Annotated in this window: 25 protein-coding genes; 3 read left to right on the top strand and 22 right to left on the bottom strand. The window is 69.3% G+C overall.

Going from position 1 to position 22,405, the window contains the following annotated elements; translation table 11 throughout:
* Window positions 1–135: 135 nt before the first annotated feature.
* Window positions 136–1,395: a UDP-N-acetylglucosamine 1-carboxyvinyltransferase gene (gene murA / locus FHS29_RS09200; protein ID WP_184690147.1), complete on the bottom strand. Its 1,260-nt coding sequence runs from the start codon at window positions 1,393–1,395 to the stop codon at window positions 136–138.
* 87 nt (window positions 1,396–1,482) lie between these two features.
* Here murA and FHS29_RS09195 point away from each other — a divergent pair, with 87 nt between their 5' ends.
* Window positions 1,483–2,055 (top strand): cob(I)yrinic acid a,c-diamide adenosyltransferase, encoded by a 573-nt coding sequence (locus FHS29_RS09195; protein ID WP_184690146.1) that lies wholly within the window; start codon window positions 1,483–1,485, stop codon window positions 2,053–2,055.
* Between the two features lie 9 nt (window positions 2,056–2,064).
* Here the strand turns inward: FHS29_RS09195 and FHS29_RS09190 are convergent, their stop codons facing one another.
* From FHS29_RS09190 to FHS29_RS09165, 6 genes are all read right to left on the bottom strand, one after another.
* Window positions 2,065–2,262: a hypothetical protein gene (locus FHS29_RS09190; protein WP_184690145.1), complete on the bottom strand. Its 198-nt coding sequence runs from the start codon at window positions 2,260–2,262 to the stop codon at window positions 2,065–2,067.
* 23 nt (window positions 2,263–2,285) lie between these two features.
* Window positions 2,286–3,038 carry an ABC transporter permease gene (locus FHS29_RS09185; protein WP_221455725.1) on the bottom strand — a complete coding sequence of 251 codons (753 nt, stop codon included), beginning with the start codon at window positions 3,036–3,038 and terminating at the stop codon, window positions 2,286–2,288.
* Between the two features lie 33 nt (window positions 3,039–3,071).
* Window positions 3,072–3,980, bottom strand: coding sequence for an ATP-binding cassette domain-containing protein (locus tag FHS29_RS09180; protein WP_184690143.1), 909 nt, complete (start codon window positions 3,978–3,980; stop codon window positions 3,072–3,074).
* 319 nt (window positions 3,981–4,299) lie between these two features.
* Window positions 4,300–4,734 (bottom strand): DUF2550 domain-containing protein, encoded by a 435-nt coding sequence (locus FHS29_RS09175; RefSeq protein ID WP_184690142.1) that lies wholly within the window; start codon window positions 4,732–4,734, stop codon window positions 4,300–4,302.
* Between the two features lie 22 nt (window positions 4,735–4,756).
* The gene (locus FHS29_RS09170; protein ID WP_184690141.1) at window positions 4,757–5,122 is read right to left on the bottom strand and encodes a F0F1 ATP synthase subunit epsilon; all 366 of its coding nucleotides are present in this window, start codon (window positions 5,120–5,122) and stop codon (window positions 4,757–4,759) included.
* Between the two features lie 376 nt (window positions 5,123–5,498).
* Complete coding sequence (locus FHS29_RS09165; RefSeq protein ID WP_184690140.1) at window positions 5,499–5,672, bottom strand: hypothetical protein; 174 nt, start codon at window positions 5,670–5,672, stop codon at window positions 5,499–5,501.
* Window positions 5,673–5,807: 135 nt separating this feature from the next.
* On the opposite strand from FHS29_RS09165, the gene FHS29_RS09160 reads away from it, so the two are divergent.
* Window positions 5,808–6,566, top strand: coding sequence for an IclR family transcriptional regulator (locus FHS29_RS09160; RefSeq protein ID WP_184690139.1), 759 nt, complete (start codon window positions 5,808–5,810; stop codon window positions 6,564–6,566).
* A gap of 187 nt (window positions 6,567–6,753) precedes the next feature.
* Here the strand turns inward: FHS29_RS09160 and atpD are convergent, their stop codons facing one another.
* The 15 genes from atpD to rpmE form a co-directional block, all read right to left on the bottom strand.
* The gene (gene atpD, locus FHS29_RS09155) at window positions 6,754–8,190 is read right to left on the bottom strand and encodes a F0F1 ATP synthase subunit beta (RefSeq protein ID WP_221455723.1); all 1,437 of its coding nucleotides are present in this window, start codon (window positions 8,188–8,190) and stop codon (window positions 6,754–6,756) included.
* Window positions 8,183–9,094: a F0F1 ATP synthase subunit gamma gene (locus tag FHS29_RS09150; protein WP_184690137.1), complete on the bottom strand. Its 912-nt coding sequence runs from the start codon at window positions 9,092–9,094 to the stop codon at window positions 8,183–8,185. Before FHS29_RS09150 ends, atpD begins: the two co-directional genes overlap by 8 nt.
* A 7-nt stretch (window positions 9,095–9,101) precedes the next feature.
* Window positions 9,102–10,748: a F0F1 ATP synthase subunit alpha gene (gene atpA / locus FHS29_RS09145; RefSeq protein WP_184690136.1), complete on the bottom strand. Its 1,647-nt coding sequence runs from the start codon at window positions 10,746–10,748 to the stop codon at window positions 9,102–9,104.
* Window positions 10,749–10,808: 60 nt separating this feature from the next.
* A complete protein-coding gene (locus FHS29_RS09140; RefSeq protein WP_184690135.1) occupies window positions 10,809–11,645 on the bottom strand; it encodes a F0F1 ATP synthase subunit delta in 837 nt (278 codons plus the stop codon).
* Window positions 11,646–11,655: 10 nt separating this feature from the next.
* Window positions 11,656–12,204 (bottom strand): F0F1 ATP synthase subunit B, encoded by a 549-nt coding sequence (locus FHS29_RS09135; protein WP_184690134.1) that lies wholly within the window; start codon window positions 12,202–12,204, stop codon window positions 11,656–11,658.
* 26 nt (window positions 12,205–12,230) lie between these two features.
* Window positions 12,231–12,476 (bottom strand): ATP synthase subunit C-like protein, encoded by a 246-nt coding sequence (locus FHS29_RS09130; RefSeq protein WP_184690133.1) that lies wholly within the window; start codon window positions 12,474–12,476, stop codon window positions 12,231–12,233.
* A gap of 61 nt (window positions 12,477–12,537) precedes the next feature.
* Window positions 12,538–13,317: a F0F1 ATP synthase subunit A gene (gene atpB / locus FHS29_RS09125; RefSeq protein ID WP_184690132.1), complete on the bottom strand. Its 780-nt coding sequence runs from the start codon at window positions 13,315–13,317 to the stop codon at window positions 12,538–12,540.
* Window positions 13,318–13,469: 152 nt separating this feature from the next.
* Window positions 13,470–13,907 carry a Cg1360 family ATP-synthase-associated protein gene (locus FHS29_RS09120; protein WP_184690131.1) on the bottom strand — a complete coding sequence of 146 codons (438 nt, stop codon included), beginning with the start codon at window positions 13,905–13,907 and terminating at the stop codon, window positions 13,470–13,472.
* Window positions 13,908–14,080: 173 nt separating this feature from the next.
* Entirely contained in the window at window positions 14,081–15,262 is a 1,182-nt protein-coding gene (locus tag FHS29_RS09115) for a glycosyltransferase family 4 protein (RefSeq protein ID WP_184690130.1), read from the bottom strand.
* Between the two features lie 70 nt (window positions 15,263–15,332).
* Window positions 15,333–15,983 carry an L-threonylcarbamoyladenylate synthase gene (locus tag FHS29_RS09110; RefSeq protein WP_184690129.1) on the bottom strand — a complete coding sequence of 217 codons (651 nt, stop codon included), beginning with the start codon at window positions 15,981–15,983 and terminating at the stop codon, window positions 15,333–15,335.
* A 463-nt stretch (window positions 15,984–16,446) separates the two neighbouring features.
* The gene (prmC, locus tag FHS29_RS09105; RefSeq protein WP_184690128.1) at window positions 16,447–17,304 is read right to left on the bottom strand and encodes a peptide chain release factor N(5)-glutamine methyltransferase; all 858 of its coding nucleotides are present in this window, start codon (window positions 17,302–17,304) and stop codon (window positions 16,447–16,449) included.
* Window positions 17,305–17,320: 16 nt separating this feature from the next.
* The gene (gene lpdA, locus FHS29_RS09100) at window positions 17,321–18,706 is read right to left on the bottom strand and encodes a dihydrolipoyl dehydrogenase (protein ID WP_184690127.1); all 1,386 of its coding nucleotides are present in this window, start codon (window positions 18,704–18,706) and stop codon (window positions 17,321–17,323) included.
* A 10-nt stretch (window positions 18,707–18,716) separates the two neighbouring features.
* Window positions 18,717–19,916 carry an acyl-CoA thioester hydrolase/BAAT C-terminal domain-containing protein gene (locus FHS29_RS09095; protein ID WP_184690126.1) on the bottom strand — a complete coding sequence of 400 codons (1,200 nt, stop codon included), beginning with the start codon at window positions 19,914–19,916 and terminating at the stop codon, window positions 18,717–18,719.
* Between the two features lie 19 nt (window positions 19,917–19,935).
* Entirely contained in the window at window positions 19,936–20,991 is a 1,056-nt protein-coding gene (gene prfA, locus FHS29_RS09090; RefSeq protein ID WP_184690125.1) for a peptide chain release factor 1, read from the bottom strand.
* 92 nt (window positions 20,992–21,083) lie between these two features.
* Window positions 21,084–21,299 (bottom strand): 50S ribosomal protein L31, encoded by a 216-nt coding sequence (gene rpmE / locus FHS29_RS09085; RefSeq protein WP_184690124.1) that lies wholly within the window; start codon window positions 21,297–21,299, stop codon window positions 21,084–21,086.
* Between the two features lie 248 nt (window positions 21,300–21,547).
* Here rpmE and FHS29_RS09080 point away from each other — a divergent pair, with 248 nt between their 5' ends.
* Window positions 21,548–21,955 carry a hypothetical protein gene (locus FHS29_RS09080; protein WP_184690123.1) on the top strand — a complete coding sequence of 136 codons (408 nt, stop codon included), beginning with the start codon at window positions 21,548–21,550 and terminating at the stop codon, window positions 21,953–21,955.
* Window positions 21,956–22,405: the final 450 nt, after the last annotated feature.

Raw genomic sequence — 22,405 nt, 5'->3', positions numbered from 1 at the left:
TATCGAAAGTCAATCGGTAGCCAGCGCCTCTCGATGCTTCACCCGAGCGGCTCCTCACCCACGCGTCACCAGAGCGCCTCACCAGCACCGGAGCGAGCACCCGCCGATCGGCGGAACGGCCGCCCGGGCGAGTCGTCAGCCGGTGACCCGGTCGACCGTCGCCCCGAGCTTGCGCAGGTTCTCCACGAACCCCGGGTACCCGCGCTCGATGTGGAAGATCTCGTAGACCTCGGTGGCCCCGTCCGCGCACAGCCCGGCCAGCACCAGCCCGGCGCCAGCACGGATGTCCGAGGCCCACACCGGCGCACTCGACAGCCGCTCGACCCCGCGCACCACCGCGTGGTGGCCGTCGGTCCGGGCGTCCGCCCCGAGCCGAACCATCTCCTCGATGAACCGGAACCGCGCCTCGAACAGGTTCTCGGTGATCATCGACGTGCCCTCGGAGACGCTGGACAGCGCGATGGCGAACGGCTGGAGGTCGGTCGCGAAGCCGGGGTACGGCAGCGTCACGAAGTCCACCGACTGCGGGCGGCCGTCCTGCACCACCCGGAACCCGTCCCCGCCGAACGTGGTGACCTCGGCCCCCGCCATCCGCAGCTTCTCCAGCACCAGGTCCAGGTGGTGCGGGTCCACGCCGCGCACCGTGATGTCCCCCCGCGTCATCGCCGCGGCGAACGCCCAGGTGGCCCCGACGATCCGGTCGCCGATGACCCGGTGCTCCGTGGGCGACAACGACTCCACGCCGTGCACGGTGAGCGTCGACGTCCCCGCGCCCTCGATCCGCGCGCCCATCTCCTGGAGCATCACGCAGATGTCCACGATCTCCGGCTCGCGCGCCGCGTTGTCGATCACCGTCGTGCCCTTGGCCAGCACCGCGGCCATCAGGATGTTCTCGGTGGCCCCGACGCTCGGGAAGTCCAGCCAGATCTGAGCCCCGTGCAGGCCCTCGGCCTCGGCCACCACGCACCCGTGCTCGATCTCGCTGTGCGCACCGAGCTTCCGCAGCCCGTTCTGGTGCATGTCCAACGGCCGCGAGCCGATCGCGTCCCCGCCGGGCAACGCCACCACGGCCCGCTTGCACCGCCCGACCAACGGCCCGAGCACGCACACCGAAGCCCGCAGCTTGCCCATCGCCTCCGAGTCGGCCCGGTGGTTGAGCTCGGCCGGCGTCGTGATGGTCACCACGCCCCCGTCCAGCGTCACCGAACAGCCCAGGCTGCGCAGGACGTCGGCCATCAGCGGCACGTCCAGGATCTCCGGGCAGTTGGTGATGGTGGTCGTGCCCTCCGCCAGCAGCGCGGCGGCCATCAGCTTCAACACGCTGTTCTTCGCGCCGACGACCTCGACCTCGCCGACCAGCCGCGCACCGCCCTGAACCCGGAAGTGCTCGCTCACCAAGGGAAACTCCTCAAGTCGGTTCTGTGCGCAATCGTACGGACGGACTGAATCAAGCCAGTGCCCGGAGCCCCTTACAGTGCTGGCATGGCGGTTCACCTCACCAAGATCTACACCCGGGTCGGCGACGACGGCACCACCGGCCTCGGCGACTTCAGCCGGGTTCCCAAGACCTCGCCCCGGATCACCGCGTACGCCGACGTCGACGAGACCAACGCCGCCCTCGGCGTGGCCCTCGCCCTCGGCCGGTTGGACGACGACGTGACCGAAGTCGTCCGCAAGGTCCAGAACGACCTGTTCGACGTGGGCGCGGACCTCTGCACCCCCGTCGTGGAGAACCCGAAGTACCCGCCGCTGCGGGTGACCCAGGCCTATGTGGACCGCCTGGAGGGCTGGTGTGACGAGTACAACACGCGGGTCGGCAAGCTCGACTCGTTCATCCTCAACGGCGGTACCCCCGGTGCCGCCCTGCTCCACCAGGCCCGCACCATCACGCGTCGGGCGGAACGCAGCACCTGGGCCCTCATCGAGGCCGAGCCGGACCGGACCGGCACCCTGACCGCCAAGTACCTCAACCGCCTGTCGGACCTGCTGTTCATCCTCGCCCGGGTGGCCAACCCCGACGGCGACGTCCTCTGGCAGCCGGCCGGCAACGCCTGACCACCGACCCTACCGCTTCCGCAGCTTCCGCTTGTGCCACAGCCAGGCGACCACCACCAAGGCGTACACGAGCAGAGCGCCGATCGTCGGGACGTACCAGGGCGCGTCGGGCAAGGCGGCACGCAGCCCGATCCGCGCCAGGAACAGCACCGCGAACCCGATCAACCAGACCGCGATGGGCAGGCGTGCAGAGCTGTCCGAAGACATGCGACCTCATTCCTCGCGCGTGCTCACCGGGCATCGCGCCGGTTGAACACAGCGGCCGACACGACGACGACGACGGCGGTCTGTACCGCGAAGACCGCCCAGCCGAGCCAGGGATCGACGTCCGACACCCCTTCAGGGAGGACGACGCTGAGTCCGATGACCGTGGGCCAGTACTCGCCCAACGTCGACGCCGGCCCGGAGACGAGCGGAAAGACGATCAACGGTAGGACGTAGACGACGGCCACCATCGTGAGCACCACACCGGCGGTGTGACGCATGAGCACCGCGACAGCCGTCCCGAAGACGCCAAGGGTGCCCAGGTAGAGGCCCGAACCGAGCACCGCGCGCACCACCGCGGCATCCGGCAGCAGGCCGAACAGTTCGGCGTCCCGGTGGAAACCGGCCGTCAGGACGACGGCCGTCGAGGCGAGCACCACACCGAGGACGAACCCGAAGCCGCCGATCACCGCCAGTTTCGCAGCGAGGAAGCGCAGCCTGCGCGGGGCCATCAGCAGCGAGCTGCGGATCATCCCGTGGCTGAACTCGTTCGACGCGAACAACGCGCCGATCACCGCGACGCCGATCTGCGTCAGCACCAGCGCCGTCGCCACCGGGGCGAGCAATGCGCCCACCGGACCGCCGGTGGCCGAAGCTGTCGCCGGCCCGCCCGCGAGCGCCAATCCGACCACCAGCGCCATCGTCGGCACCGTGCAACCGACCAACGTCCACCACACCGCACGCTGCGTGCGAATTTTGATCCATTCCGCGTGCACCACGCGGGGCAACTCGACGAGTAATGGAGGCACGTCTCAGTAGGCCTTTCCGTCATACTCGACGCTCGCGCCGGTGATCTTCATGAACGCTTCCTCCAGCGAACCGCTCTCGTCACCGAGGCCGTGCAGGGAAAGCGCATTCTGAGCCGCCAGCTCACCCACCTCGCTCCGCTTCAGCCGGGTGACGACGAGCACGTCCGGCGAGCGTCTTTCGACGTTCCCTCCGGCCATTTCCAGCACCGTGGTGAGCGCGTCCGCGTGCGGCGTCTCCACTCGAACCCGGTTCTCCTGCGCGCCGTCGATGAAACGCCGCGTCTCGGTGTCCGCGATCAACCGGCCCCGGCCTATTACCACCAAGCGGTCGGCGGTCCCCTCCACCTCCACCATCAGGTGCGAGGAGACCAGGACCGTGCGCCCTTCGTCCGCCAAGGTCCGCAGCAGGTTCCTGACCCAGTGGATGCCCGTGACGTCGAGTCCGTTCAACGGTTCGTCCAGCAGCAACGTGTGCGGATCGCCGAGCAGAGCGGTCGCGAGACCGAACCGCTGGCTCATGCCGAGCGAGAACGTCTTGACCCGCTTGTCCGCCACGTCCTCCAGGCCGGTGCGGCCGAGGACTTCGTCCACCCGCCGGAACGGTATTCCGTTCGACGCGGCAAGGATCCGCAGATGACTACGCGCGCTCCGCCCGGGGTGTGCGGACCGGACGTCGAGGAGAGCACCCACCTCCCGCAACGGGTGGTCGAGTTCGTGGTATCGCCGACCATTGACCGTGGCCGTTCCCGAGGTCGGCCGGTCCAGCCCCAACACCAAACGCATGGTGGTCGACTTCCCTGCGCCATTCGGGCCGAGAAAACCGGTGATCAAACCAGGGCGCACCCGAAAGCTCAGATCATCGACAGCGGTCCTCGTGCCGTAAACCTTGCTGAGGCCGGTAGCCTCGATCATGATGCCCCCGCTCGTGGCGTCCGACGGGCTGCACTCGGCACGCTCACCGATCGACCGGCCCGATGCTACAAGTCCCGGCCGTCGGGCACGGGCCGAATCGAGTACCACTTCCCACTCGGCACGTGGCGATCGAGCGATGCGCAGGGCAGGCGTCGTCCGGCTGCGGTCACCCCAGCCGTGGGGCTGCGATCACCCCAGCGCTGGACCGGATCAGCGCACACGGCCGCCGCCGCGACTGCGGACGCTCAGCGCACCACGGAATCAGGAGCCGGTTCGCCGGCCACCGCCGCGCACGACCCCGGCAGCACGTCAGCAGGGACTACGAAGCCCAGGGAATGGAACGGCCCGGAGGCGCGGACTCCAGCCAGGACAAGAAGCCGGTCAACGCATCCGGGCCCATGGCGATCTCGACGACTTCGCCGTCCACCCCACGACACCGCAGCACCACCGCACCGGCGGGCATCGCGTAGGTCTCGGAAGCCGTCGGCTCGCGCCGGTCGTCGATCTCGAAGCCGTCGCGGTGGATCACGCGGTCAGGTCCGGCTCGCAGGCTCAGCACCCGCGACCACACGAACGAATCCCCGCGGTAGTGCCCGACGCCCAGGTGCCACCCGCGACCGCTGACGTCGAGCCTGGACCGCAGGGCCACGTGCACCCCTCCGGCTCTCAGCAGGCGGATCCGGCGCCACGTGACGTACGCGAGGACCACCACCGCGACGAACAGGACCACCCCGACGACTTCGGCGATCCCCACGGCGCTTGTCCGCTCGTCCGCGTCAGGCCGAGTGGCCGGCGGCGCGGAGCCGCGCGATTGCCCTGGCCCGTTCCACGTCGTCCGAGTCCCGCAGGGACGACCGGGCTTCCTCCACGTCGATCTCGTCGGCCAGTTCGGCGGCCTCGGCGAGGACGCTCACGCCGTCACCCGTGACGGACAGGAACCCGCCGTGCACGGCCGCGGTCACGAGTTCGTTCTCCACGGTCCGGATGCGGACCACGCCACCCTCGACCAACTGCCCCAGCACGGGCTCGTGGCCGGGCAGGATGCCGATCTCGCCCTCGGTCGTCTGCGCGACCACCGAGGTGGCCGTGCCGGACCACAGGCGGCGTTCCACGGCGACCAGCTGGACGGTCATCTCGGCCACGCGCATCTCCCTATGTCTGGCGCTGGAGTCCTGTGCAGTCTAAACGGTCGCCCGAAGCCCACGCCGCCCCAGCCACCCTCAGCCGCGGCCGACGTGCGGTACCACTCGCCCGGCGGTCGCTCCAACGGTGGTCGAAGCCGCCGCACTCGACGCCGCTACCACGGCGAACGCGTAGAAGCCCCACGGGTAGGCGATACCCGCAGTGAGCATGGCGCCCCCATCAGTGGACCACAGATGGCCCCGATGCGGCCAATCCCTTGCCGACCACCCAGCACGGTAGCCCGGTTCCGATCTTCGTGAACACGTCCCGCGTACGGGTGCACCAGCACCTGCGCGTCGAACAGCAAGCCGCCGCCGGCACCGCCGCGTGACACCGTCACCCGACAACCGGACGCTCGGCAACGCCGACCCCACCGCCGACCCGACGAACCACAGCTCCGCTCGCAGATGCCGGTGTGAGCCGCCATTCCTTGTCCTGCAACAGAACCGGCAGCACGGTCCCGAGCGCCACCAGGCCGAAACCGTCCAACAACACCGCCGCCCAGCTCACCGGCAGCACCCAGCGCCCCGGCCACGACACCTCTCTCGTGTCCGAAGTGGACAGCCACCCGACCCCGGCGCGCGGGGGGTGGGTCGTCACCGACCCACCGGGCGGACACTTTCCATCCAGTGGAAGAGTGGGCACGTGCCGACGAGCGAACCAGTCCCGCGATCCCTCCTGGGCCGCGCGTTCACCCTGCTCTCCGTCTTCACCGCGGACCGCCCCTCGGCCACCCTCTCCGAGCTGAGCCGCCATTCCGGCCTCCCGCTCAGCACCACGCACCGCCTGGTCCAGGAGCTGATCGCCCACCGGGCCCTGGACAAGGACGGGTCCGGCCGCTTCACCATCGGCCTGCGGCTGTGGGAACTGGGCGCGCTGTCCCCCGGCGCACTGGACCTCCGGGAACGGGCCCTGCCCTACCTGGAGGACCTCTTCGAGGTGACCCACCACAACGTGCAGCTGGCCATCCGGGACGACCTGGAGGTCGTCTACGTGGAACGGATCTCCGCCAAGGACGCCGTCAACGTCGTCACGCGGATGGGTTCGCGGCTGCCCCTGCACGCCACCGGCGTGGGCCTGGTGCTGCTCGCCTACGCCCCGCCGGAGGTCCAGGAACGGGCGCTCGACACCGAGCTGAAGCAGTTCACCAAGCACACCATCACCACGCCGAACGCCCTCAGGTCCGCGCTGGCCACCGTCCGCCGCGACGGCTACGCCATCTCCGACCGGCAGATCGAGACCATCACGTACTCCGTCGCGGCCCCGGTGAGAGGTCCGGGCGGCGACGTGGCGGCGGCCGTCTCCGTGGTGGTCCCCACCCAGACCCGCACCGACACCGTCCTGCCGGCCGTACGCGCCTGCGGGAGGGCCATCTCCCGTGCCTTGGGCTGGCGCAGGGTCTGACCGGCATGGGCCCCGGCTCAAGCTGCCGCGCCCGCTCCGCCGAGCCGGCGACCTCCACGGGGTCCTCACGGCCACCCACACCTCATGGCCACCCGCACACCTCATGGCCGGCCGCACCCCGGTCCGGCGAACGAAGAAGGCCCGCCCGACCGCAACGGTCGAGCGGGCCTCTCGCGAACCGGGAACCCTACTTGCCGGCCAGCTTCTTGGCGTTGGCCTCGACGTCGTCGAGCCCGCCGCAGCTGAAGAACGCCTGCTCCGGGAAGTGGTCGAACTCGCCCTTGCAGACCCGGTCGAACGCCTCGATGGTGTCCTTGATCGGGACGAACGAACCCGGCTGACCGGTGAACTTCTCGGCCACGATGAAGTTCTGGCCGAGGAAGCGCTCCAGCCGACGGGCGCGACCGACGAGGACCTTGTCCTCCTCGGACAGCTCGTCCATGCCGAGGATGGCGATGATGTCCTGCAGTTCCTTGTACTTCTGGAGGATCCGCTTGACCTCCTGCGCGACCCGGTAGTGCTCCTCGCCCACGACGGAGGGCTCCAGGATCCGGGACGAGGAGGACAGCGGGTCCACCGCCGGGTAGATGCCCTTCTGGGAGATCGGACGGGAGAGCTCCGTCGTCGCGTCCAGGTGGGCGAAGGTGGTCGCCGGGGCGGGGTCGGTGTAGTCGTCCGCGGGCACGTAGATGGCCTGCAGCGAGGTGATCGACTTGCCCCGGGTCGACGTGATGCGCTCCTGGAGCTCACCCATCTCGTCGGCCAGCGTCGGCTGGTAGCCCACGGCCGAGGGCATCCGGCCCAGCAGGGTCGACACCTCGGAACCGGCCTGGGTGAACCGGAAGATGTTGTCGATGAACAGCAGCACGTCCTGGTTCTGGACGTCGCGGAAGTACTCCGCCATGGTCAGCGCGGACAGCGCGACCCGCATGCGCGTGCCGGGCGGCTCGTCCATCTGGCCGAAGACGAGCGCGGTGTCGCCGAGGACGCCCATCTCCTCCATCTCCAGCAGGAGGTCGGTGCCCTCACGGGTGCGCTCGCCGACGCCGGCGAACACCGACGTGCCGGAGAACTCGCGGGCGATACGGGTGATCATCTCCTGGATGAGCACCGTCTTGCCCACGCCCGCGCCGCCGAACAGGCCGATCTTGCCGCCCTTGACGTACGGGGTCAGCAGGTCGATGACCTTGATGCCCGTTTCCAGGATCTCGGTCTTGCCCTCCAGCTGGTCGAACGGCGGGGCCTTGCGGTGGATGCCCCACTGCTCGCCGTCCCGGCCCAGGCCCGGCGCGTCCAGGCAGTCGCCCAGCGCGTTGAACACGTGGCCCTTGACGACGTCGCCGACCGGCACCTGGATGGCGTTGCCGGTGTCGGAGACGGTCGCGCCGCGGATCAGGCCGTCGGTCGGCTGCATGGAGATGGTGCGGACCAGGTTGTCACCCAGGTGCTGGGCGACCTCCAGGGTCAGCGTCTTGGCCACCGCTTCGTAGGTGATCTCGACGTGCAAGGCGTTGAACAGCTCGGGCACCGCGTCGCGCGGGAACTCCACGTCGACGACGGCACCGATCACCCGGACCACACGGCCGGTGCGGGTGGTGGTGGCAGTAGCACTCATGTCACTCATCACTTCCTGCGCCCCCGGTAAGCGCGGAGGCGCCACCGACGATCTCGCTGATCTCCTGGGTGATCTGGGCCTGGCGGGCCGCGTTCGCCTGACGGCTGAGGTTGCGGACCAGTTCGGTGGCGTTGTCCGTCGCCGCCTTCATCGCGGTCCGCCGGGCCGCCGACTCCGACGCCGCCGCGTCCAGCAGTGCCGAGAACAGCCGGGTCTTGACGTACTTGGGCAGCAACGCCCCCAGCAGCGTCTCGGCGTTCGGTTCGAACGAGTACACCGACTGGAGCTTGGCCTGCTCCGGCTGGTACTCGACCTGCATCGGGGCGATGCGCTTGGCCGTCGGCTGCTGGCTGAGCATCGACTTGAACTCGGTGTACACGACGTGCAGCTCGTCCACGCCCTGGCCACCGTCCTCGGTGCCCTCGACGAACGCCGGCACCAGCAGGTCGCCCGCCTCCGCCGCGTTGACGTAGTGCGGGAGCTGGGAGAACCCGCTCCACTCGCCCGCGATCTCGCGCCGGCGGAACCGGTAGTAGCCCGCGCCCTTGCGGCCGATGACGTAGAGGACCGGCTCCTTGCCCTCCGACCGCAGCAGCGAGAACAGCTCCTCGGCGGCCTTGAGCACGTTGGCGTTGTAGCCGCCGCACATGCCCTTGTCGCTGGTCACGACCAGCACGCCGGCCCGCTTCGGGGCCTTGCGCTCGGTCAGCAGCGGGTGGTCGAGGTTGGCCGAGGCGCTCGCCAGCGCGGAGAGCACCCCGGTGATCTCCTCCGAGTACGGCTTCGACGCCGCGACCCGGGCCTGCGCCTTGGCCAGGCGCGAAGTGGCGATGAGCTCGTACGCCTTGGTGATCTTCTTGGTCGAGTTGACCGTTCGGATCCGTTGGCGCAGCTCGCGAATCTGTGCCGCCATGCCTACGTCACTTCTCGGTCGGAGCGGGTCGGTTGACCTTGACCGACTCGTGTCCGACCTTGTCGGCGTCCATCGCGTCCGCCGGGGCCTCGTTCACAACCGTGGCGCCGTTGGAAGCGGTGAACTGCTGCTTGAACGCGTTGACGGCGTCCACGATGCCCTTTTCGGTGTCGTCCGACAACTTCTTGGACTCGCGGATGTCCGACAGGATCACCTCGTGGCTGCGCCGCACGTGGTCCAGGAACTCCGACTCGAAGCGGCGCACGTCGGCGACCGGGATCGAGTCGTAGTGGCCGTTGGTGCCGAGGTAGATGGAGACGACCTGCTCCTCCATCGGGACCGGCGAGTACTGGCCCTGCTTGAGCAGCTCCACCAGGCGGGCACCGCGGTCCAGCTGGGCGCGCGAGGCGGCGTCGAGGTCCGAGGCGAAGGCGGAGAACGCCTCCAGCTCGCGGAACTGCGACAGGTCCAGGCGCAGCGAGCCGGCGACCGTCTTCATCGCCTTGGTCTGCGCGGCGCCACCGACGCGGGACACCGAGATGCCCACGTTGACGGCCGGCCGCACACCGGCGTTGAACAGGTCCGACTCCAGGAAGCACTGGCCGTCGGTGATGGAGATGACGTTGGTCGGGATGTACGCCGAGACGTCGTTGGCCTTGGTCTCGATGATCGGCAGACCGGTCATCGAGCCGCCGCCCATGTCGTCGGACAGCTTCGCGCAGCGCTCCAGCAGGCGCGAGTGCAAGTAGAAGACGTCGCCCGGGTAGGCCTCGCGACCCGGCGGGCGGCGCAGCAGCAGCGAGATCGCGCGGTACGCCTCGGCCTGCTTGGTCAGGTCGTCGAAGATGATCAGGACGTGCTTGCCCTGGTACATCCAGTGCTGGCCGATGGCGGAGCCGGTGTAGGGCGCGAGCCACTTGAAGCCGGCCGAGTCGGACGCGGGGGCGGCGACGATGGTGGTGTACTCCAGCGCGCCCGCCTCCTCCAGCGCGGTCTTGACGCCCGCGATGGTGGAGCCCTTCTGGCCGATGGCGACGTAGACGCAGCGGACCTGCTGCTTCGGGTCGCCCGACTCCCAGGCCTTCTTCTGGTTGATGATCGTGTCGATGCAGACCGCGGTCTTGCCGGTCTTGCGGTCGCCGATGATCAGCTGGCGCTGGCCGCGGCCGATCGGGGTCATCGAGTCGATGGCCTTGATGCCGGTCTGCATCGGCTCGCCCACCGGCTGGCGCTGCAGCACCGACGCCGCCTGGAGCTCCAGGGCGCGGTTGTCGTCGGCGACGACGTCGCCGAGGCCGTCGATCGGCTGGCCGAGGGGGTTGACCACGCGGCCGAGGAAGCCGTCGCCGACGGGCACGGAGAGCACCTGGCCGGTCCGCTTGACCTCCTGGCCCTCTTCGATCTTGTCGAAGTCACCCAGGATGACCGCGCCGATCTCGCGCACTTCCAGGTTCAGGGCCACGCCGAGCACGCCGCCGGGGAACTCCAGCAGCTCGTTGGTCATGGTGCCGGGCAGACCCTCGACGATGGCGATGCCGTCGTAGGTCTCCGCGACGACGCCGACCTCTTCCCGGCTGACTTCCGGGGAGTAGGTCGAGACGTACTTCTCGATCGCACTGCGGATCTCGTCCGACGAGATCGTCAGCTCCGCCATGTCGTTCCTGCTCTCACTTCGTTAAAGGAAAGGGGCTTGTGGGCCGCGGTTCCGGTTCGGTCAGCCGGCGAGGTCGCGGCGCAGTGCCGCCAGCCGACCGGCCACGCTGCCGTCGATGACCTCGTCGCCGATCTTGATCAGCAGTCCGCCGCGCAGCGTGGGGTCGACCTCCACGTGCAGCGCGATCGGCCTGGAGTAGATCCGGGTCAGCGTGGCTTCGAGGCGGTCCTGCTGTGCCGCGTCCAGCTCGACGGCGGAACGGACGTGGGCGACGGAACGTTCCCGGCGCTTGGCCGCGAGCGCGGCGAGGTCGGCCAGCCCACCGACGACGCCCTGGCCGCGCGGGTTGCGCACCAGTTGGTCGACCAGCACCTTGGTGGTGTCGTCGACCTTGCCCGCGACGAGGCTGTCCACCAGCGAGACCTTGCCCCCGGCGTCCGCCGTCGGGTCGGTCAGCGCGAGCTCCAGCCGGTAGTTGCCGGCGATGATCCGGCCGAGTCGGAACAGCTCGTCCTCGACGGTGTCGAGCCTGCCGTCCCGTTCGGCCCGCACCAGCAGCGTGGTGCGGGCCAGCGACTCGACGCCGTCGACCAGCTCACGCGGGCTGGACCAGCGCACGGTGACGACCGTGGCCATCACCTGGAGGGTCTCGCCGGAGACCTTCCCGTCGAGCAGGCCGCGCAGCAGCTGCTCGCGGGCGGCGGGCTCGGTCGAGGCGTCGGCCAGCGCCCGGCGCAGCGAGGGCTGCCCGGAGAGCAGACCGACCACCGCGAACAGTTCCTCGCCGAGCTTGCCCAGGACCGCGTTGTCCCCGGTCCCGGCGGCGCTGTCGAGGATCTCCAGCAGCCGCAGCTCGGCGGCGGCCAGCGCGTCGCGGCTGGCGGCGTGCAGCGTCATCGGCGTTCCTTCACTTGACGGCCGGAGCCGCGGTGTCGTCGAGCTCCGAGAGGAACCGGTCGACGGTGCCCCGGCGGCGCACCTCGTCCTCCAGCGACTCGCCCACGACCCGGTCGGCCAGGTCGATGGCCAGCCTGCCCAGCTCGCCGCGCAGTTCCGCGACGATCTGCGCGCGCTGGGTCTCCAGCTGCGTCTGGCCCTGCGCGACGATCCGCGCGGACTCCTCCTGCGCCTTGGCGCGCAGCTCGCTGATGATCTGCTCGCCCTCGATGCGGGCGTCGTCCCGGATGCGGGCCGCCTCGGCCCGCGCCTCGGCGAGCTGCGCCTTGTACTCCTCGAGCGTCCGCTGGGCCGCGGCCTGCGCCTGCTCGGCCTTCTCGATCCCGCCCTCGATCTTGGCGGCACGTTCCGCGTACAACGTCTCGAAGCGCGGCGACACGAACTTCTTGATGACGAAGAACAGCAGCAGGAACGCGATCAGGCCGACGATGATCTCGGACGTGTGCGGGAGCACCGGGTTGATCGGCTCTTCCGCTGCCGCCAGGATGAGGGTATTCATCACCAACTCCTAATGCGATGAACGGATCAGGCGGTCGCGAGGAAGTACACGACGAAGCCGAGCAGTGCGAGCACCTCGACGATGGCGAACGTCGTCCAGGCGAGGCTCAGCAGCACGCCACGGGCCTCGGGCTGACGGGCGGTGCCGTTGATGACCGAGGAGAAGATCAGACCCACGCCGATGCCGGGGCCGATCGCGGCGAGGCCGTAGCCGATCGCGGCGAGACCCTGGTTGAGGCTGGAGAAATCCTGAGCAAGAGTGATAGCGCTCACTTGTGCTGTTCCCTTTCCAACTCGGTCCGCGAACACTCGCGGATCGGAGGCTTGTTGTTTCTCAGTGCTCTTCCGACATCGCCGCGCCGATGTAGTTGGCGGACAGAAGAGCGAAAATGTAGGCCTGGAGCACCATGATCAGCGCTTCGAGGAACGTCAGCGCGATGGCGAAGAGGAAGGCGATCGGCGCCACCACGACGGTGATGCCGCCGCTGAACAGCAGAGCCTCACCGGCGAGGGTGAACACCATCAGCAGCAGGTGGCCCGCGAACATCGCCGCGAAGACTCGGATGGCGAGCGTCAGCGGGTTCAGCACGAACTTCTGGAAGAACTCGATCGGGATCAGCAGGATGAGCACGAACCAGGGCGCACCGGGCGGCATGGTGGCGTGCTTCAGGTAGCCGACGAAACCGTGGCGCTTGAACCCGACGTAGTGGTAGACCGGGTAGATGACCAGCACCGAGACGGCCAGCGGGAATCCGATGTGGGCCAGCGTCGGGAACTGGATGAACGGGATGAGCCCGAACAGGTTGTTCACCAGGACGAACGTGAAGACGGTGAGGATGAGCGGCACGAAGGGCTTGAAGTCCTTGCCGCCGATCTGCTCACGCGCGATGGAGTTGCGGCCCAGGTCGTAGACCGACTCGGCGGCGAACTGGAACTTGCCCGGGACGAGCTTCAGCCTGCGGGTAGCCGCGATGAAGAAGGTCCCGATGATGAGCACCGACAGCACCAGCAGGACCATGGGCTTGTCGACGGACCCGAAGATCGCCGGGGGGAAGAAGTCCTTCACACCGGGTGCGACGAACTCGCCACCCGAGGCCAGCACCAACGTGGTCACTGTGTTCCTTCCGGTTCTCCCGGCCGGCGTTCACTCCGCCGGGGGAATCGTCACGATCGGGACAAACGTACCTTACGCACCGCACGCGCCCGCGAGAGGCACCCCCACCTAGCAGGGGCGTCCCGTCTGCGCGCACCGTACCAGCCGGTAGATCAGGTGTTGCTCGGGGTGGGGATGATCACTTGACTGCGACTGCGCTTGGAAGCGCGGACCTCCATGAAGGTGGCCACCACGATGGTCGCGGCCATGGTCAGCGCGAGCGCGTTCACGTGCAGCACGGGGAACTTGCGCAGCAGCACCATCACCACGACGAGCAGGATGAGCTTGCCGAGGAAGCCGCCGAACGCGGCGATCATGATGAACTGCACCGGCAGCGCGGCCGTGCGGTGCATCAGCCAGAGCGTGATCAGCGAGCACACGATGGCGAGCCCGCCGCCGATCAGCGCCGCGACCAGGCCGGGCACGCCGGCCAGCACGGTCCAGACCACCGCACCGACGGCGACGGTCGCGAGCGCCGCCCAGATCAGACCGCGGAACATCTCGCCCGCGAGCCGCTGGACGACTTTCTCGTGAGTCCACTCCTGGCTCATGTCACCCCTTCCCACTGTCACTACCAGTGTAAAAGGGGGTCTTGCGTCACCCGACGGTCGGGGGGTCGGGAGCACCCCACCTCGCGGAGGTCGGGGGGTCGGGAGCGCCCAGCCTCGCGGAGGTCGGGGGCGGGGCTGGAGCTGGAGCGCCCGGCCTCGCGGAGACCGGGTGGTCAGGAGCGCCCAGCCTCGCGGAGCTTGGGGATGGCCGAGACGACCAGCGCGAGCAGCAGCCCGATGGCCAGGCACCAGCCGACCACGGCCGCGTCGAACAGGGTCAGCGCCACCGTGCCGAACGCCAGCACCCCGGCCCACAGGTAGATCAGCAGCACCGCGCGGCGCTGGGAGTGGCCGATCTCCAGCAGGCGGTGGTGCAGGTGCATCTTGTCCGCGGAGAACGGGCTCTCGCCGCGCCGGGTGCGCCGCACCACGGCCATCAGCAGGTCGAGCATCGGCACGAACAGCACCGCCGCGACCACCAGCAGCGGGGACAGCAGGCCGAGCAGGTCGGTGGTCTGGATGGCGGTGCCGGAGCCCTCGATGAAGCGGTAGTTCAGCTTGCCGGAGGCGGAGGTGACGGCGGCGGCCAGCATCAGGCCGATCAGCATCGACCCGGAGTCGCCCATGAAGATGCGGGCGGGGTTGAAGTTGTGCGGCAGGAACCCCAGGCACGCGCCGGCCAGCGTGGCGGCGATCAGCGCGGGCGGGTAGGAGCCCACGTCGCCGCCGTTCTTGGCCAGCACACCGATGCAGAACGCGCACGTCGCGACGGCGGCGATCAGCCCGATGCCGGCGGCCAGCCCGTCCAGGCCGTCCACGAAGTTCATCGCGTTGACCATGGTGACCGCGAGCAGCACGGTCAGCAGCGCGCCCTGGTTCTGGTCGAGGACGAGCAGCGAACCGGTGTCCTTGCCGTCGTCGCCCCACGGCACCCAGAACAGCAGCCACTGGAGCCCGAACAGCACCAGGATGCCCGCCGACGTGACCTGCCCGGCGAGTTTCGTCAGGGAGTCCAGCTCGAACCGGTCGTCCAGGACGCCGACGAGGACGATCACCCCACCGCCGACGATGACCGCCCACGGGTCGTCGGAGAAGTCGAACGCGGCGCGCAGCACCGGCAGCTGGTGTGCGAGCAGCATCCCGCCGAGCACGCCGCCGTACATGGCGAGCCCACCCATCCGCGGCATGGGCTCGACGTGCACGTCCCGCTTGCGCGGGTAGGCCACCGCACCGATCCGGAACGCGAGCACGCGGACCAGACCGACCAGCAGGAACGTGACGACGGCGGCGGTCAGCGCGACGAGCAGGTACTCCCGGACGGGGAGGACGTTCGAGGTGTCGGGCAACGGGCCCACTGGAGCTAGCCCCTCGGGGGTGGGGTTTCGGACACTGCGGGCACCACGCTACTCCGATCGTGAAGATCCACTAGCGGGCGACCTCGACTTCGATCCCGAGCACCTCGCGCACGTCGGCGAGCGGGACCGCGCCTTCCCGCAGGACCACCGGATCGGGGCCGGTGAGGTCGACGATGGTGGACGCGATGTTCTCCTCGGCCGGGCCGCCGTCGAGGTAGACGCCCACGTCCTCGCCGAGTTGGTCCCAGGCCTCCTGGGCGGTGCCCGCCGGGGGGAAGCCGGACTTGTTGGCGCTGGAGACGGCCATCGGGCCGACGTCCCGGAGGAGTTCCAGGGCGACGGGGTGCAGGGGCATGCGGAGCATGCACGTGCCCCGGGTGTGCCCGAGGTCCCAGGCGAGGCTCGGGGCGTGGTGCAGCACCAGGGAGAGGCCGCCCGGCCAGAACGCCTCGATCAGGGCTCGGGCTTGGCGGGGGACGGAGATGACCAGGCCGTCGATGGTGGTCCAGGAGCCGACCAGGACGGGGACCGGCATGTCCGGGCCTCGGCCCTTGGCTTCGAGGAGGTAGCGGACGGCTTTGGCGTCGAAGGCGTCGCAGCCGATGCCGTAGACGGTGTCGGTCGGCAGGACGACCAGCCGCCCGGACCGCACCGCTCCGGCAGCGGCGGCTAGGCCGGCTGCGCGGTCGGACTGGACGCTGCAGTCGTAGAGCGTGCTCACGGTGTGGATCCTGGCACAGGTGGTTGGCGGGGAGCGGTGGAGGTCACAGGTGTGAGGGTGTTGGAGGGTGTTGGGAGTGGTTTTTGGGGGCGTTCACTTCGAGGGGGACGCCTGCGGAGTGTGGCCTCGGGTGGATTCAGTGGCTTGGGGTCTACGGGCGTAAAAGCGTCCTCGCCGGACGGGCAGACCGCCAAGGATCCCTTGCAAAGCTCTTCGAGCTTTGAGGTGCGGTGAGGTGGGGGTCTGCGTGTCATCCCCGTATGGCCAGGTCAAAGACAACCACATGCGTCAAGGGCAGATCGTGAAGCGGGTGCGGTGGTCGCGCGACCGATCTGCCCTTGACACATGCGGTTCCCTGCGGGCAGGCCATACGGGGATGACACGCAGAGGCAGAGGTGTGCGCGGGGCGCGGCAGCCCGTAGAAGAGCGCGGGGGTGTTGGGCGGCGAGGCGGAGGGGTGTGGTCAGGTTCGGCGGGCTGTGGCGAAGCGGGGGCGGCCTGCCAGGTCGGGGTGGTCTTTGACGTCCGTCAGGACTCGGCGGGCGGCGAGGAGGGCGGGTACCGAGTCGCCGTGGGTGTCGTCGTGCTCGATCGCCACGTGGCCGCCTGGTTTCAGCAGGCGGGCGGCGAGGGTTACCACGTGGCGGATCACGTCGAGGCCGTCCTTGCCGCCGAAGACCGCTGCGTGCGGGTCGTGGTCGGCTACCTCGGGTTGTACCGGGGTGCCCTCCGGGACGTAGGGCGGGTTGCAGAGGACCAGGTCCACCGATCCGTCCAGATCGGACAGTAGGCCCGGAACCGTGACGTCGCCCGAGTGCAGGTGGATCGGGGTGTCGCCGGCCGCGGTCCGGGCGTCGGCGTTGCGGCGGGCCCAGGAAAGGGCCACCGGGTCGCGTTCCACCGCGTGCACCACTGCGTCGGGGATCCTGTGGGCTACCGCCAGGGCCAGCGCGCCGGTGCCTGTGCAGAGGTCGACCACCAGGGGCTTCCCGCCCACTGTGGACAGTGCCCACTCCAGCAGCAGTTCGGTTTCCGGACGGGGGATGAAGACGCCCGGGCCCACGTCCAGGTCGATGCCGCCGAGGTGCGCCCAGCCGGTGATGTGTTGCAGCGGTACGCGCGTCATCCGCTTGCGCACCAACTGGTGCAGGGCTTCGAGGACCGGCGGGTCCACGAGCGGGATCAGGGGCAGGCGCGAGCGCTCCACGCCCAAAACGTGCGCGGCGAGTTGTTCCGCGTCGGCCCTGGGGCTGTCGACGCCCGCTGCGGCCAGCAGTCGTTCGGCTTCCAGCACGGCCAGCCGCAGCGGGTGTCGGGTCATGGGGAGAGCCTAGAGCCTAGAAGTTGATCATGTGGCCGGCCAGGCCGTGGACGGCTTCCTTGACCGCTTCGCTCAACGTCGGGTGCGCGTGGACGTTGCGGGCCACCTCGTGGACGGTGAGGTCCCACTGCTGGGCGAGGGTGAGTTCGGGCAGCAGTTCCGTCACGTCGGGGCCGATGAGGTGGCCGCCGAGGAGCTCGCCGTGCTTCTTGTCGCTGATCAGCTTCACGAAGCCGGTCGGGTCGGCGATGCCGTGGGCCTTGCCGTTGGCGGTGAAGGGGAACTTGGCCACCTGGACGTCGTAGCCCTTCTCGCGGGCCTGCGCCTCCGTGTAGCCGAAGCTCGCGATCTGCGGCTGGCAGAACGTCGCGCGCGGGATCATCGCGAAGTCGAGTTCCATGGTCTCCGCGCCGGCGATGGTCTCCGCGGCGATGATCCCCATGGACTCGGCCGCGTGCGCCAGCATCAGCTTCGCGGTCACGTCACCGATCGCGTAGATGTTGGGCACGTTGGTGCGGCCGCGGCCGTCCACCGCGATCGCCTTGCGCTCGGTGAGCCGCACGCCGGTGTTCTCCAGGCCGTAGCCCTCGACGCGCGGCTGGAAACCGATGGCCTGCATGACCTTGTCGGCTTCCAGGACCTCTTCCTTGCCGTCCTTGGAGACGGTGACGCGGACCTTCGCGCCGGTGTCGTCGATGGACTCCACGCGCGTTCCGGTCCGGACGTCGATGCCCAGGCGCTTGTAGCGCTTCGCGAGTTCCGTGGAGACCTCCACGTCCTCCAGCGGCACCATCCGGTCGAGGAACTCCACGATCGTGACCTTGACGCCGTAGTTGTGCAGCACGTAGGCGAACTCGACGCCGATCGCGCCGGCACCGGCGATGACCATGCTCTCCGGGAGGTCGGAGGAGAGGATCTGCTCCTCGTAGGTCACCACGCGCTCGGAGAGCTTCGTGCCGGGCAGCAGGCGGGTGGTCGCGCCGGCGGCGATGATGGCGTGCTCGAACGTGACCCGCTCGTCACCCACCTGGATGGTGTTGGCGTCGACGAAGGTCCCCTGGCCGTTGTACTCCGTGATGCCGTTCTTCTTCATCAGGAAGTGCACGCCCTTGACGCGCCCGTCCGCCACCTTGCGGCTGCGCTCGAAGGCCACGCCGTAGTCGAACTTCACCGCGCCGTCGACCTGGATGCCGTAGGTCTTCTGCTCGTGCGTGAACAGGTGGACCAGCTCGGCGTTGCGCAGCAGCGCCTTCGACGGGATGCAGCCCACGTTCAGGCACACCCCGCCCCAGTAACGCTCCTCGATGACCGCCGTCTTCAGCCCGAGCTGGGCCGCGCGGATCGCTGCGACGTACCCGCCTGGCCCCGCACCGAGGACCACGACGTCAAAGTGTGCGCTCATGAACGACACATTAGGTGCCCAGTTGGTCCGACAAGAACTCGACGACGCGACGCCACGCGTCCGCGCGCGCCGCGGCCGTGGCCGCCGGGGTGCCGCCCATGGCGAACCGGACGCCGGGACCGGGGACGACCAGGTCGGTCGTGGGGCGGTGCGGCGGGCCGGCGATCAGGTGCCCTGCCTCCGGGTACACCACGTGCTCGTGCCGGAACGGGTGGTCGTGCGCGGTCAGGCGGCGTTCCGCGACCTCGCTCAGCTCGGTGCTCGGCCACCCGCCGTCACGGCCGGATGAGAGGAGCAACACACCGCCGACGATCCGCTCCACCGGGATCTCGGTGTCCTCCGGGATGCCGTCGGACAGGTCGAACGCGAGGCGCAGGGGCACGGGTTCACCGTCGACGATCCTGCGGCGCAGCTCGTCCGGGATCGCGTAGGGCAGGTACGGGACGGGACGGCCCTGCCACGTCCAGGAGGCGGCTTCCAGGTCGAGCTTCTGGAGGAGCCGCTTGCCGGGGCCGATGCACTGCGTGACCACGCCGCTGCCCACGACGCTCACCACCGCCCGCACCTCGGGGAACGAGGCAGCGGCCAACAGCGCCAGTTCACCGCCTCGTGAGCCGCCGAGCAGGCCCACCTCGCCGGCCCGCTCCTTGAGGAAGTCGACCGCCTTGCCGACGTGTTCGAGCGGGATGTCGACCAGGTCGTCCGGGACGTTCTCGGCGCCGAAGTAGGCCAGTGCGAGCGTGGCGAAGCCGTGGCCGGCCAGCAGGGCGGCGTCGAGTTCGTGCCGCCCGCCTTCGGAGCCGCCCAGGACGATCACGCCGGGGTGGGTGTCGCCGCCGTCCGGTTCGAACAGGACGGCCGAGAGGTGCGGGACCTCGGTGCGCTCGACGTGCTCGGGGACGGTGAGGCGCTCGATCTCGACCTTGCCGGCGCCGGTGGCCTCGATGAAGGTCCGGCCGGGCTGCTCGCCGGTCGGGGTCATGGACCAGAACAGGCCCATCGGGTCCACGCACGCGTAGCTGCCCGCGACGGGGGCGTGCCTGGTCAGGTCGACCACGCCCCGGCTGTCGGAGCGGAAGACGGCTTGTGCGGCGCGGTCGCCGGTGGTGGCCCGGACGGTGACCTCGGTGTCCGGTTCCAGGCCGACGACCAGGACGTCCAGCGTGGTGTCGAGCGGGGCGCGCTGCGGGTTCACCAGGATTTCCGCCATCGTGCGCGCCCCCCGTCAGTCACCCGCCGGCAAGTCGTTCCGCGCGGTCGGCGGCCGCGAGCGCGTCGAGCACCGCGTCCAGGTCGCCGTCCAGCACTTGATCCAGGTTATGCGCTTTGTACCCGACACGGTGATCGGAGATGCGGGATTCCGGGAAGTTGTACGTCCGGACCCGCTCCGAGCGGTCCACGGTGCGGATCTGGGTGCGGCGGGCGTCGGACGCCTCCTGCTGCGCCTTCTCCTCGGCCAGCGCCTGCAGGCGGGCCTGGAGGACCTGCATCGCGCGGGCCTTGTTCTGGAGCTGGCTGCGCTCGTTCTGGCACGACACGACGATGCCGGTCGGCAGGTGCGTGATGCGGACCGCACTGTCGGTGGTGTTGACGCTCTGGCCGCCCTTGCCGGACGAGCGGAACACGTCCACGCGCAGGTCGTTCTCGTCGATCTCGGTCTCGACGTCCTCGGTCTCCGGGAAGACGAGCACGCCGGCGGCGCTGGTGTGGATGCGGCCCTGGGACTCGGTCACCGGGACGCGCTGCACGCGGTGCACGCCGCCCTCGTACTTCAGCCGCGACCACACGCCGTCCGGGGAGAAGGCCTTCGCCTTGATGGCGACCGTGACGTCCTTGTAGCCGCCCAGGTCGGAGTCGGTGCCGTCGAGCACCTCCGCCTTCCAGCCGTGGCGCTCGGCGTACCGCAGGTACATCCGCAGCAGGTCGCCCGCGAACAGCGCGGACTCCTCGCCGCCTTCACCGGACTTGATCTCCAGGACCACGTCGGCGGAGTCGTGCGGGTCGCGGGGCAGCAGGAGTTCGGTGAGCCGCTCCTCGATCTTCGGGATGCGCTCGGCGAGTTCCTCGGCCTCGGTCTGGAACGCGTGGTCCTCGGCGGCGAGCTCCCTCGCGGCCTGCAGGTCGTTGCGCGCTTCTTCCAGCTCGCGGGCGGTGCGGACGATCGGGGTCAGCTCGGCGTAGCGCTTGCCGAGCTTCCGGGCGCCTGCCTGGTCGGCGTGCACCGAGGGGTCGGCGAGCTTGGCCTCCAGCTCGGCGTGCTCAGCGAGCAGTGCTTCCAGGGTCACGGTCGGCGCTCCGGTCTCGGTCTTTCAAGAAAGTTCTCGGGAGACGACAACGGCGTCCACCCGGGTGGACCGGGTGGACGCCGTCGGTGCAGCTACTTGCCCTTGCGCTTGCCGTAGCGGGCCTCGAAGCGCGCGACCCGGCCACCGGTGTCGAGGATCTTCTGCTTGCCGGTGTAGAACGGGTGGCAGTTCGAGCAGACCTCGACGTGGATGGAACCGGAGGACTTGGTGCTGCGGGTGGTGAAGGTGTTCCCACAGCCGCAGGTGACCTCGGTCGACACGTACTCGGGGTGGATGCCGGTCTTCAACGTCTTGTCCCTCTCTTCGGTGGCCGCCGGGTCCTCGCGGTTGATCTGCGGAGGTGAACCGGAGCCGGACTCGACCTGACAGTCTGCCAGATGCCGTCAGCACTGGTGACAACGCCTTCCGGACCTGCGATGTTCCCGTGGCCGGGCTCACTACCGCTTGCCGACCGTGGTCGACCATTTGGCGCACGAGGTAACCGCTGGACTACTCAGAGCAGCGCCACGGGGCCGTCGATCGGGAAAATAGCACCGTGTTGTGTGCCTCCGGACGCCCGCTGCGGTTGACCACGTGGCTGGCCGTGCCGTTCCTGTTCGGCAGCGCCGTGCTGGGCCTGACCGGGCTCGCGGGCCTGCTCGTCGGCGCTCCTCACGACATCGCCCTGCCCAGCCCCTTGTTCGGCGCGGCGGCAGCGGTCGGCTTCGCGGCGAGCGGGATGGTCCAGTGGCGGCACGAGTGGCAACGCGCTTGGCTCCGGTGGGTGTACCTCGCGGCTTGGCTGGTGACCGGCATCGCCATCGACGGCCTGCGCTTGCCCGTTGTCGGTGTCGTACTGGTCGGGATGCCGGTAGTGGTGCTCTTGTTAACCCAGTACGTGGTCGAACGACGACGAACCGCCGCGTTGGCCAAACAGGGCGCAGCCCCGACAAGCAACTGCTGACCCGATCAGATCCCCTTCGTGCGCGCCGCACAGACCCGTCGCCTCGTGTTCTCCCCGTATGGCCTGCCCGGAGGGCTACCGCGCTTGTCCAGGGAGGTCAAGCACGCTTTTCGCTTGACCTCCCTGGACAAGGGTGGTCGTCTTTGACAGGCCATGCGGGGAGAACACGACGCCCTTCCGCTTTTCCTCCCCGGAGGTCTGCCAAGCGGCGAGCGTCGCTTTTGGTTTTTAGTCTGAGAACTAAAGCGATCGAAGTCCAAGTCGCCGACCGCTCGCGCTAAAAAAGGAAAGAGTCCTCGCCGGACGGGCAGACCGCCAAGGATGAGGGCAAAGCTCTTCGAGCTTTGCGGGCGTGGCTGTGTGTCATCCCCGTACGGCCTGGTCAAAAGACAACCACCCTTGTCTTGGGGGTGCAAGCGAAAAGCGTGCTTGCACCCCCAAGACAAGCGC

Origin of the sequence: Saccharothrix tamanrassetensis (assembly GCF_014203665.1) — a bacterium.
GTDB classification, from domain to species: Bacteria; Actinomycetota; Actinomycetes; order Mycobacteriales; family Pseudonocardiaceae; genus Actinosynnema; species Actinosynnema tamanrassetense.
Note: the sequence above shows the minus strand (reverse complement) of the source record. Positions and strands in the feature narration are given on the sequence as shown.

Excerpts from the sequence above, each read along its gene's own strand:
- prmC (WP_184690128.1), bottom strand. The coding sequence starts at position 17,304 with ATGACCCGACACCCGCTGCGGCTGGCCGTGCTGGAAGCCGAACGACTG.
- FHS29_RS09120 (WP_184690131.1), bottom strand. The coding sequence starts at position 13,907 with ATGAGCCAGGAGTGGACTCACGAGAAAGTCGTCCAGCGGCTCGCGGGC.
- FHS29_RS09095 (WP_184690126.1), bottom strand. The coding sequence starts at position 19,916 with ATGGCGGAAATCCTGGTGAACCCGCAGCGCGCCCCGCTCGACACCACG.
- atpA (WP_184690136.1), bottom strand. The coding sequence starts at position 10,748 with ATGGCGGAGCTGACGATCTCGTCGGACGAGATCCGCAGTGCGATCGAG.
- FHS29_RS09180 (WP_184690143.1), bottom strand. The coding sequence starts at position 3,980 with ATGATCGAGGCTACCGGCCTCAGCAAGGTTTACGGCACGAGGACCGCT.
- FHS29_RS09150 (WP_184690137.1), bottom strand. The coding sequence starts at position 9,094 with ATGGCGGCACAGATTCGCGAGCTGCGCCAACGGATCCGAACGGTCAAC.
- FHS29_RS09135 (WP_184690134.1), bottom strand. The coding sequence starts at position 12,204 with ATGAATACCCTCATCCTGGCGGCAGCGGAAGAGCCGATCAACCCGGTG.
- FHS29_RS09190 (WP_184690145.1), bottom strand. The coding sequence starts at position 2,262 with ATGTCTTCGGACAGCTCTGCACGCCTGCCCATCGCGGTCTGGTTGATC.
- FHS29_RS09140 (WP_184690135.1), bottom strand. The coding sequence starts at position 11,645 with ATGACGCTGCACGCCGCCAGCCGCGACGCGCTGGCCGCCGCCGAGCTG.
- atpD (WP_221455723.1), bottom strand. The coding sequence starts at position 8,190 with ATGAGTGACATGAGTGCTACTGCCACCACCACCCGCACCGGCCGTGTG.
- FHS29_RS09195 (WP_184690146.1), top strand. The coding sequence starts at position 1,483 with ATGGCGGTTCACCTCACCAAGATCTACACCCGGGTCGGCGACGACGGC.
- lpdA (WP_184690127.1), bottom strand. The coding sequence starts at position 18,706 with ATGAGCGCACACTTTGACGTCGTGGTCCTCGGTGCGGGGCCAGGCGGG.